Here is a 9,859-nt window from a genome sequence, read left to right as displayed (position 1 = left end):
CCCGGACCGCCGGGTTCGTCCGCGGATACGGGCTGACCGTCACGGACGCGCCGGACCAGGCCGGGCGGCGCCGCCCGGCCTGGGCGGCCTGATCGGCCTGCGGAGCGCGGCGCACGCCGCCACGGCGCCCGAGGAGTGAGACTTCGTCGAGGGCGGCAGCGGCCGGGAGACGACACGCTGTCCGCGGACCGGGCCGCCTTCGACGCGGTGGCGCCGGCGGACCGGGCGGCGCCACTCGGCTGCCGGGCCCTCGTGGCGACCGTGGACGTGCCGGTCACCGTGAATACCGCGCCGATCTCGCAGGCCGTCGTCGGGGGCGCCCTGCCGGAGGCGGGCTTCAGCCCGACCCGGGCGACCTCCGGCGACCGGCGGATCCACCAGCGCGATCCGGCCCACCACCTTCGCGGTCCGGAATCGCCGTTCCGGCGGTGCCCGGACGTTTCCCGGAAAACCCCGCACGGCGGTTTCTTCGTCGTCGTCGATGTGCCGTTCACCGTCGGCGACGAATTGCTCGAAAGGTCCGGCCAGGAATTCGGCGCGCTCTTTACGCCGATATTGCACTTCCATGCCGGGAAGGAGGGGCGGAACCACCTCCGACTGTCCTGCAGTTCCCTCTCCGGTGAACACTTGGAAGAAGGACTGAACAGGCTTGCGACCCTTTTCGCCGACCGCGGCGTGCGTCTTGTTGACATCCGCGCCGACCCGATGCCTCACTGTAGTAGCGTGAGTATGGACATCACAGCCGGGAGTTGACTTGTTACACTGCAAAGCTGTCTGCAAACGCTATGGCGGAGGACGGTGGATCCTCACCGATGTGGACATGGAGGTCTCCGCCGGCGAGGTGGTCGCCGTGGTCGGCACCAACGGTTCCGGGAAGTCGACCCTGCTGAAGATCCTGGTCGGGCTGTCGCAGCCCACGTCCGGCAAGGTGTCGGGCCGACCGCCGACCATCGGCTACGTACCGGACCGCTTCACGGCGCACGAACGCATCTCGGCGATCTCCTACCTCACCCACATGGGACGCATCCGAGGCATGTCCACCTCCGCCGCCCGCGCGCGGGGAGGCCACCTGCTGGACCGGCTGGCCCTCGTGGGCGGCCCGACCGCGTCGCTGCGCACACTCTCCAAAGGCAACGCACAGAAGGTCGCGCTGGCCCAGGCCCTGCTCGTCCGGCCCGACCTGCTGGTCCTCGACGAACCGTGGTCGGGCCTGGACGCCTCGGCCCACGGCGTCCTGGGCGAGTTCATCGACGAAGTGGCCGCCCGACGCGGCGCGGTGGTCTTCACCGACCACCGCGAGGCGATCACCGGGACGCACGCCACCGGCGCCTACGCCATCACCGACGGCCGGGTCGTCTGGCGGGGCGGCACGCACGCCGAGGGCCCCGCCCCGGTGGTCGAACTGGTCCTGACCGTGCCGGCCGACGGCGCGGTCCCGGCCGAGCCGGACTGGTACTCGCTCCCGGGCGTGGTAAACGCCGCCCGCCGGGGCCAGGACACGATCCTGCGGGTGACCCGGGAACACTCCGACGCCGTACTGATGACGGCGCTGCAGCACCGGTGGTCGGTGGACGCGGTGGCCAGGGCCGCGCACGACCACGGCTCCCGCACCGACGCCGGGAGTGTTGCCCGGTGATCCCCTTGGTCCGCTACATGTTCACGGTTCTGCTGCTCTCCCAGCGCTACCTCGCGCCGCTGCTCGTGTTCATCGGCCTCGCCGCCGTGCTGACCAGCAGCGACACCGGCCCGCTCCCCGCCACGTATTCCGCGGTGGCGGGCGCCATGCTGCTGTGCTCCACCTGGCTGACCATGACGCTGATCGGCCTGGAAGACCCGCCGCATCGCTCGATCGTGGTCGTCAGCGCGGGCAGCCACCTGAGAATGGTGCTCGGATCGGTCGCGACCGCTGCCGTCTGGTGCCTGCTGCTGACGGGGGCCGGCCTGGCACTGCCGCTGCTGTTCGGAACCCACACCGTCGGCCCCGCCGATCTGGCCCTCGGCACGGAGGCCCAACTGACCTGCGCCTTCACCGGCATGTCCATCGGATTCGTCTGCTCACGGCTGGTGTTCCGGCGGCAGGGCTACGCACTCGTCGTCGCCCTGGCGCTCCTGCTGGCCGCCATGCTCGGCAAGGGCGTGTCCCCGGTCAACATCCTGCTGACCGACCTCCAGCACGCGTCGAAGTCGGCGGACGTCCTGGGCTCCACGGGCGTGCTGGCCGCCGCCGCCGCGGTTCTGCTCGCGGCGGGAACGGCCGTCACCCACGCGATCGCCGTCAAGAAGAGCTGACCACCAGGGGAACGTCCCGCGACGGCGCGGGACGTTCCCCGGTCCGTACCCGGCGCCTCCGCCGCCGGCGGCTCACGCCGCCCCCTCGGTCCCCGCGCCGGGAACCTCCCGCACCGAACGCAGCCCGGAGCGGAGCAACACGACGGTCGCGGCCGCCGACGCCAGCCCGGTCAGCACGAGTGCCCACCCCGTACCGGCCTCCGGGCCCATGGCGCCGCCCAGGACATCGACGGCCACCCCGCCCAGCAGGGCCCCGAGCGGCATCGCGCAGAAGTTGATGGTCCGCGACGTCGCGTGCACGCGGCCCAGCAGATCCGCCCTGGTGACCGACTGCCGCAAGGTGGTGATCGTGGCGTTCCACACCGGCACCCACACCGAGGCCGCCGCCCCGACCACCACCAGGGTCGGAACGGCCGGCAACCACAGCGCCAGCGGGGCCGCGGCCCACACCGCTCCGGAGGCGCAGGCCGTGACGAGGGTCGCGCCCAGACCGAAGCGGGCCAGCATCCGGTCCGCCATCCACGCGCCGCCCACCCCGCCGAGGCCCACCAGGGTGAAGAGCACTCCGACGGTGCCGGGCGGGAGACCGAGGGCCCGGTAGGCGAAGAGCAGCGACACCGTCGAGGCGGCCGCGTTCCCCAGGTTCCGCAGCACGGCGGCCACCGTCGTGGCACGCAGCAGCGGGTGCCGCCACAATGCCGCGACCCCCTCCTTCATCTCGGCGGACATCGAACCCCCCTGCCGCCGTGGCGCCGGAGGCTCCGGGGTGCGAAGCCTCATGAGCGTGAAGACCGGTATGACGAAACCGGCGGCGACCACCGCCAGGGCCGTCGTACCGGCGAGGAACTGAGTCAGCAGACCGCCCAGGGCCGGTGCGCCGAGCATGGCGAGCGAGGTCGACACCTCCAGCCTGGCGTTCGCCCGCGGCAGCATGTCCCTCGGCAGCAGGGTCGGCAGGTGCGACTGGTTGGCGACGTCGTAGAGGACGCCGAACGAACCGGCGAGGAGCGCCGCCGCACACAGTTCCGCCATTCCCAGCACCCCCGCGGCGGCGGCCAGCGGAATCGCGGCGAGCGCCAGCATCATGCCCACGGTCGACAGCATCATGGCCGGCCTGCGCCGCCGACGGTCCATCGCGACGCCGGCGAAGAGCGCCAGAGCCGGGTACGGGGCGGTGCCCGCCGCATTCAGCAGACCGACGCCCACATCGGAAGCGTCGAACAGGACGATGGCGGTGGTGGGGAAGAGGAAGATCGCCACCTGATGGCCCACGACACTCGCGGTCTGGCCGAGCCAGTACCAGCGGAAATCACGCCGGGCCGACGGATTTGTCCGCTCGATGGAACGATTCGACTCGACGGCCATTGAGCCACCCGCGCCGGCATCGATTTCCACCCTCCGTGCCCTGGCCATTTCCTCCCCCGTCCCGGTCGGCGTCCACCGACACGTCCGGGCAATTCAAACACGCGAAATCGGGAGGCGTCGACCGGGTCGCGGAAACCGGATTCACCGGATTCACCGGATTCAGCCGGTGGACGCGCTCCGGAAGATGAGGACTCGGTGCCCTCGACGACACCGACTTCGAGCTCGGCGAGCCACCCCCGCGTCGCGAACGGCGCCGGCCGGTTCCAGCTTCAGAAGGTGCTGCTCGACAAACTCGTTGGGGGCATGCTCGACGTCGAATACAGCCTCCTGGCCGAATCCGCCCAGCGCGCCGGCCGTGCCCTGCACGCAATCGGCGACGCGGACCTCACCGACGCCGTCCTCACCGGGACCGCCACCGAACTCGCCGCAGTGGAGTACGCCGAACTCGGCGACCTCACCGGCCGCGCCCGGCAAGCCGTCCTCCTCAGCCGCGAAGGTGCCTCCCCCGTCCAGGCGGGGGTCAGGCGCCGGACGGGGCATGCGGTCCGGTGCCGGACAGCGCGTCGGTGTAGATGCCGGTCATCGCCGTCACGGCTCGTGCCCGGTCCAGATCCGGGTCCAGGTGGTGCTGGATGTTGACGCCCAGGGTGCCGCCGAGCAGCGCCGCCGCGACGGCCTCCGGGTCGGCGACGTGCGCGCCCGTCGCACGCAGGTGGTCGGCGTACAGGACGCGGATCTTGGCGTACTCCTCGGCGTAGGTGGCGCGCAGGGCGGACTCGCGGCTCACCGCCTCGATCAGGAGCGTCGAGAAGATGCGTGCCTCGGGCCGGGACATCAGGGCGAAGTTCGCCTCGATCAGCACCTCGACACCGGCGCCCGGCCCGGCGGCGGCGAGGCGTTCGCGCAGGAAGTCGGCGCCCCACCGGAACGCCTCCTCGACGACCGCCTTCAGCAGCCCGTCCTTCGAGCCGAAGTGCCAGGCCACGGAGCCCCGGCTGATGCCGGAGCGCTCCGCCACGGCCTGGACGGACGCCGCGGCGGCTCCGCCCTCGGCGGCGAGTTCCCAGGCGGCGGCCACCAGCCGGCGCTGGGTCTCGGCGGAGATCTCCTGCTTGCGGGTCGCACCCACGCGGCGTCCTTTCCCAAGGTCATGGCCGTCTGACGCGGCCGATTCTGTCACGCCGATCGGCTGGCACCGGGACGGCGACCGCTTGCCTATGCTGACTGTCCAGTTCTATGCTGAACGTCCAATAACCAAGGGGAGTCATCATGGAACTGATCGACCTGACCAGGACGCTGGACCCCGCCGACCGCGAGCTGCTCCCCGAGCAGCTGCGTCCGTTCGCCGAGGTGATCGCGCCTTCCATCGCCTACGCCCACCCCGCGGGCGAGGGCCGCGAGCAGTTCGCCGCCGCCCTGCACTGCCGCGTCGAGGACCTGCCCGACGGTGAGGGCTGGGGCGCGGAGACGCTGACCGACTTCAACACCCACCTCGGCACCCACGTGGACGCCCCGCTGCACTACGGCTCGACCTGCGAAGGCAAGCCGGCCCGCACCATCACCGACATCGCCCTGGACGAGCTGTGGTGCGAGGCGCTCGTGCTGGACCTGCGGGGGCGCTGCGAGCTCGACGCCCCGATCACCGTCGAGGCACTGGAGGCCGCCCTCGCCGACAACGGCGCCCCGGTCCCGGCCGGCGGCGCGATCCTGCTGCGCACCGGCCAGGAGCGCTACGGGCTGTCCGACCCCGAGTTCTTCCGCTACCCGGGGATGAGCCGCGAGTCGACGCTCTTCCTGGCCGGCCTCGGAGCCAAGGTGCTCGGCACCGACGCCGGGGGCTGGGACCTGGGCTTCTCCGTGATGGCGCGCAAGTTCCACGAGAGCGGCGACAACTCCGTGCTGTGGGACGGCCACCGGGCCGGCCGCGAGCGGGAGGTCTTCATCGTCCAGCAGATGACCAACCTCGCCGCACTGCCGCCGTCCGGGTTCCGGGTGGCGTTCTTCCCGATCAAGATCGCCCGCGCGAGCGCCGCCCCGGCCCGCGTCGTCGCCTTCGTCTGAGCCCGGACCCCGCTGGACCCCTGCTGGACCCCGCTGAGGAGAGGAACCCACCGTGAAACTCGCAACCGTGGAGCATCAGGGCGCCGAGCGCACCGCCCTCGTCCTCGACCGGGGCGCACGCCTGCTGCTGCTCGACCGCGCCCACCACCTGACGACCGGTGAGCACGCCCCCGCGCTGGCCACCATGCAGCTGATCGTCGAGGGCGGCGACCCCGTACGACGGACCCTGGACCGGCTCGCCGAACAGGCCCCGGAGGAAGCCGTGGCCGCCGCCTCCGAGGTGCGCTGGCTCTCCCCGCTGCCCCGGCCCGTGCAGATCCGGGACTTCGGCGCCTTCCCTGGCCACTTCCGCAACGCCCGCGCCCGGATCGAGGGCATCCCGGCCGACCAGGTCGAGCTGCCCGCCATCATGCTCGAACGCCCGCTGTACTACTTCACCAACCGGCTCTCGGTGACCGGCCACGACAGCGACATCACCTGGCCCGCGTACTCCTCGGTGCGGGACTACGAGCTGGAGTTCGCCTGCGTGCTCGGCCGCGGCGGCACCGACATCACGGCCGCGGACGCCCCCGCGCACATCTTCGGCTACACGGTCTTCAACGACTTCAGCGCCCGCGACACCCAGCTGGAGGAGATCGCCACCGGCCTGGGCCTGAGCAAGAGCAAGGACTTCACCGACGCCAACGTCCTCGGCCCGTGGATCACCACCGCCGACGAGGTCGGCGACCCCTACAAGCTCACCATGACCGCCCGCGTCAACGGCGAGGAGGTCAGCCGCGGCACCACCGCCGACATGCACCACACCTTCGCCGACATGATCGTCTTCGCCTCCCGGTCGACCCGGCTGCACGCCAGCGAGGTCTTCGGCTCGGGCACCGTGCCCACCGGCTGCGGGCTGGAACACGGTCGCTTCCTGGAACCCGGCGACACCGTGGAACTCGAAGTGTCCGGCCTCGGCATCCTGCGCAACCGGGTGGTGTCATGAACCGCGAAGCACTGGTCCTCGGCGTCGGCGCCACCCCCTTCGGCCGCCACCTCGACCGCACCGCCGGCGACCTCGCTGGCCAGGCCGCCCACGAGGCGCTGCGCGACGCCGGACTCACCCCGGCCGACGTCGGCGCGGTATTCCACGCCACGGTCAGTCAGAAGGCCATCGACGGGCAGCACATGATCCCCGGCCAGGTCGCGCTGCGCCCGCACGGGTTCGCCGGCGTGCCCGTGGTGAACGTGGAGAACGCCTGCGCGGGCGGTGCCACCGCGCTGTGGCTGGCCATCGCCCACGTCCGGGCGGGCCTGTCGGACGTCGCCCTGGCCGTCGGCGTGGACAAGCTGGTCTGCGCCGACCCCGCCCAGGGGCTGGCGGTGTTCGACGGAGCCATGGACGTCGCCCACCGCGAGGAGGCCCTCGCCGCGCTCGCCGCCCTGTCCGAGCCCCTGCCGCCCGAGCTGTCCGTCCCCGAGGGCGAGCGTTCGGTGTTCATGGAGATCTACGCCTCCCTGGCCCGCGCCCACATGCAGCGCTTCGGCACCACCGAAGCCCAGCTGGCCGCGGTCGCCGCGAAGAACCACGCACACTCCGTCCACAACCCCTGGGCCCACTTCCGCAAGCCGTTCACCGCGGACCAGGTCCTGGCGGCGCGCCGGGTGGCGTGGCCGCTGACGGTGCCGATGTGCTCACCGGTCAGCGACGGCGCCGCCGCCGTCGTCGTGACCAGGGCCGACTTCCCCCACGACGGTTCGGCCGTGGCGGTGCTGAGCAGCGTCCTGCTGTCCGGCACCGACCGGGCGGCGGACGACGCCGGACGGCACATCGGCCGCCGGGCCGCGCTCGCCGCCTACGAGAAGGCGGGACTCGGGCCGCAGGACGTCGACGTGGCGGAGGTCCACGACGCCACCGCCTTCGGCGAGATCCAGCAGGTGGAGAACCTGGGCTTCTGCCCGATCGGCGACGGCGGCCCCTGGTCGGCCTCGGGCGCGAGCGCACTCGGCGGCTCCCTTCCGGTGAACCCGTCGGGCGGACTCGAATCGCGCGGCCACCCGGTGTCCGCCACCGGGCTGGCGCAGGTCTTCGAACTGGTCACCCAGCTGCGGGGCCGGGCCGGCGAGCGCCAGGTCCCCGGCGCGCGCGTCGCCATCGCCGAGAACGGCGGCGGCCTCTACGGAATCGAGGAGGCGGTCGCCGCCGTGACCATCCTGGGGAGAGCCCGATGAGCCCCGGCTACGCCGACCTGATCCTCTCCGCGCTGCGCAGACGGCCCGAACGCACCGCCTTCCGCTTCACCGACGACGACGGGGCCAAGCGCACCTGGACCTACGGTGAGACCGCGAACCGGATCGAGCGCACCGCGGCCGCGTTCGGGCGGCTGGGTCTCGCACCCGGCGACGGACTGGCCCTGCTGTGCGGCCCGGACCCGCGGGCGTTCACCGTCATGGCCGCCGCCTGCCTGGCCGGACTGCGCTACACCGCCCTGCACCCGCTGGCCACCGCCGACACCGACCGGACCGTCCTGCGCGACAGCGCCTCCGGCTGCCTGGTCGTGGACGAGACCCGCTTCGCCTCCCGCGCCCGCCCCGAGGGCGTCGGAACGGTCACCCTCGCCGAACTCGACGGTCTCGCCGCCGACACCACCCCCGGCCCCGGCGACCCACGCGGCCCCGCCCTGTACCTCTTCTACACCGGCGGCACGACCGGCGAGCCCAAGGGCGTGATGCTGTGCGACCGCTCCCTGCTCGCCAACGCCTGGGCCTGCTCCACCTGGGCCTGGCCGCCGGACACCCACTTCCTGATCACCACCCCCATGTCCCACGCCGCCGGCCTCCTCGTCGCACCCGGCCTGCTGCGCGGCGCGAGCTTCGAACTGCACCCCTCCTTCGACCCGGACCGCGTCCTCGACGCGGTCGAGCACGACGGGGTGAGCGCCACGTTCGTCGTCCCCACCATGCTCTACGCCCTGCTCGACCACCCCCGGCTCCCCGCCGCCGACCTGTCGGGGCTGAACTGGGTCCTCTACGGCGCCGCACCCGCCGACCCCGCCCGGCTCGCCGAGGCCCACCGCCTCCTCGGGCCCGTGCTCAGCCAGCACTACGGCCAGGCCGAGGCCCCCAACGCGCTGACCGTCCTGGACCCGGCCGAACACCGGGACGACCCGCACGTCCTGGGAAGCTGCGGTCGGCCGATGCCCGGCGTGGAGGTCGCCCTGCTCGACCTGCACGGCCTGCCGGTACCGGACGGCGAGCCCGGCGAGCTGTGCGTCCGCGGGCCGCTCGTGATGGACGGCTACTGGAACAAGCCCGACCAGACCTCAGCGGCTTTCGAAGGAGGCTGGCTGCACACCGGCGACATAGCCCGCCGGGACGACACCGGCCTGATCACGATCATCGACCGGATCAAGGACACCATCATCACCGGCGGCTTCAACGTCTACCCGCGCGAGGTCGAGGACGTCCTCGCCGACCACCCGGCCGTCGCCGCCGTCGCCGTGTACGGCACCCCCGACCCGCACTGGGGCGAGGCCGTCACCGCCACCGTGGTGCTGCACCCGGGGCAGCGTGCCACCCCCGACGAGCTGACCGAGCACGTCCGCGCCCGCAGGGGCGCGCTCTGGGCGCCGAAGCGGATCCGCCTCACGGACGCGCTGCCCCTCACCGCCCTGGGCAAGATCGACAAGAGGAGACTCCGCGACCGGCCCTGAACCGTCGCGAGCGCCCTGCCCGCACACCCGAGGACGACACCGTCGACGGCCAGGCCCTCGCCCGCATGGAGAACGACAAGCTCCTCCGAGACTGCCGGCAGGAAGGCGACGGCCTGCACCACGCGGTGCAGGCCGTCGCCCACATGCACACGGCGACCACCAGTCCGGCGATCGCGACGGGCATCCCGATGAGGGTGGCCACGTCGGGGGGCTTGTTCCCGGTCTTGTCGGTCAGCTTGGCGGCGACGTAGACCGCGGAAGCGACGAGGATCGCGCCTCCGACGGCCGCCAGCCATAACCAGCGGCGTCGGTGCCCCCGGCGATTCGGCATCGAACCCATGCCAGTCCACTCCCGGTGATTCGCCAATACGAGCTGCACACAAGGAAAGTGACATGGCATCAGGTGAGATGGTTCCAGGAGGCGACCCCGGACGAATGGTGTTGGCACGTCG

Annotated in this window: 10 protein-coding genes and 1 pseudogene; 8 read left to right on the top strand and 3 right to left on the bottom strand. The window is 72.3% G+C overall.

Annotated elements, in window-relative coordinates; all coding sequences use genetic code 11:
• The first annotated feature begins 261 nt into the window (after positions 1–261).
• The 3 genes from ACFVU7_RS23400 (at position 262) to ACFVU7_RS23390 (ending at position 2,289) form a co-directional block, all read left to right on the top strand.
• On the top strand, positions 262–753 hold the full coding sequence (locus tag ACFVU7_RS23400) for a hypothetical protein (protein ID WP_143204575.1): 492 nt from the start codon (positions 262–264) through the stop codon (positions 751–753).
• 61 nt (positions 754–814) lie between these two features.
• A complete protein-coding gene (locus ACFVU7_RS23395) occupies positions 815–1,636 on the top strand; it encodes an ATP-binding cassette domain-containing protein (RefSeq protein ID WP_241852954.1) in 822 nt (273 codons plus the stop codon).
• Complete coding sequence (locus ACFVU7_RS23390) at positions 1,633–2,289, top strand: hypothetical protein (RefSeq protein WP_074003400.1); 657 nt, start codon at positions 1,633–1,635, stop codon at positions 2,287–2,289. Before ACFVU7_RS23395 ends, ACFVU7_RS23390 begins: the two co-directional genes overlap by 4 nt.
• Positions 2,290–2,361: 72 nt before the next feature.
• Here ACFVU7_RS23390 and ACFVU7_RS23385 read toward each other — a convergent pair whose 3' ends face one another.
• From ACFVU7_RS23385 to ACFVU7_RS23375, 3 genes are all read right to left on the bottom strand, one after another.
• Positions 2,362–3,684 (bottom strand): MFS transporter, encoded by a 1,323-nt coding sequence (locus ACFVU7_RS23385; RefSeq protein ID WP_380743144.1) that lies wholly within the window; start codon positions 3,682–3,684, stop codon positions 2,362–2,364.
• Between the two features lie 129 nt (positions 3,685–3,813).
• A complete protein-coding gene (locus ACFVU7_RS23380; RefSeq protein WP_074003402.1) occupies positions 3,814–4,128 on the bottom strand; it encodes a hypothetical protein in 315 nt (104 codons plus the stop codon).
• Between the two features lie 46 nt (positions 4,129–4,174).
• Positions 4,175–4,783 carry a TetR/AcrR family transcriptional regulator gene (locus ACFVU7_RS23375; protein WP_380743143.1) on the bottom strand — a complete coding sequence of 203 codons (609 nt, stop codon included), beginning with the start codon at positions 4,781–4,783 and terminating at the stop codon, positions 4,175–4,177.
• 140 nt (positions 4,784–4,923) lie between these two features.
• On the opposite strand from ACFVU7_RS23375, the gene ACFVU7_RS23370 reads away from it, so the two are divergent.
• The 5 genes and pseudogenes from ACFVU7_RS23370 to ACFVU7_RS23350 form a co-directional block, all read left to right on the top strand.
• Positions 4,924–5,715: a cyclase family protein gene (locus ACFVU7_RS23370; RefSeq protein WP_388046896.1), complete on the top strand. Its 792-nt coding sequence runs from the start codon at positions 4,924–4,926 to the stop codon at positions 5,713–5,715.
• Positions 5,716–5,767: 52 nt separating this feature from the next.
• Positions 5,768–6,700: a fumarylacetoacetate hydrolase family protein gene (locus ACFVU7_RS23365; protein ID WP_388046895.1), complete on the top strand. Its 933-nt coding sequence runs from the start codon at positions 5,768–5,770 to the stop codon at positions 6,698–6,700.
• A complete protein-coding gene (locus ACFVU7_RS23360; protein WP_074003406.1) occupies positions 6,697–7,926 on the top strand; it encodes a thiolase family protein in 1,230 nt (409 codons plus the stop codon). The genes ACFVU7_RS23365 and ACFVU7_RS23360 overlap by 4 nt, the downstream gene beginning before the upstream one ends.
• Entirely contained in the window at positions 7,923–9,407 is a 1,485-nt protein-coding gene (locus ACFVU7_RS23355) for an AMP-binding protein (protein ID WP_380743138.1), read from the top strand. Before ACFVU7_RS23360 ends, ACFVU7_RS23355 begins: the two co-directional genes overlap by 4 nt.
• Before the next feature lie 62 nt (positions 9,408–9,469).
• Positions 9,470–9,556, top strand: a pseudogene (locus tag ACFVU7_RS23350) (IS5/IS1182 family transposase); the annotation flags it as partial.
• Between the last annotated feature and the right edge of the window lie 303 nt (positions 9,557–9,859).

Origin of the sequence: Kitasatospora sp. NPDC058046, assembly GCF_042885595.1 — a bacterium.
Classification (GTDB): Bacteria; Actinomycetota; Actinomycetes; order Streptomycetales; family Streptomycetaceae; genus Kitasatospora.
This window is presented reverse-complemented; position numbering and strand designations above follow the sequence as displayed.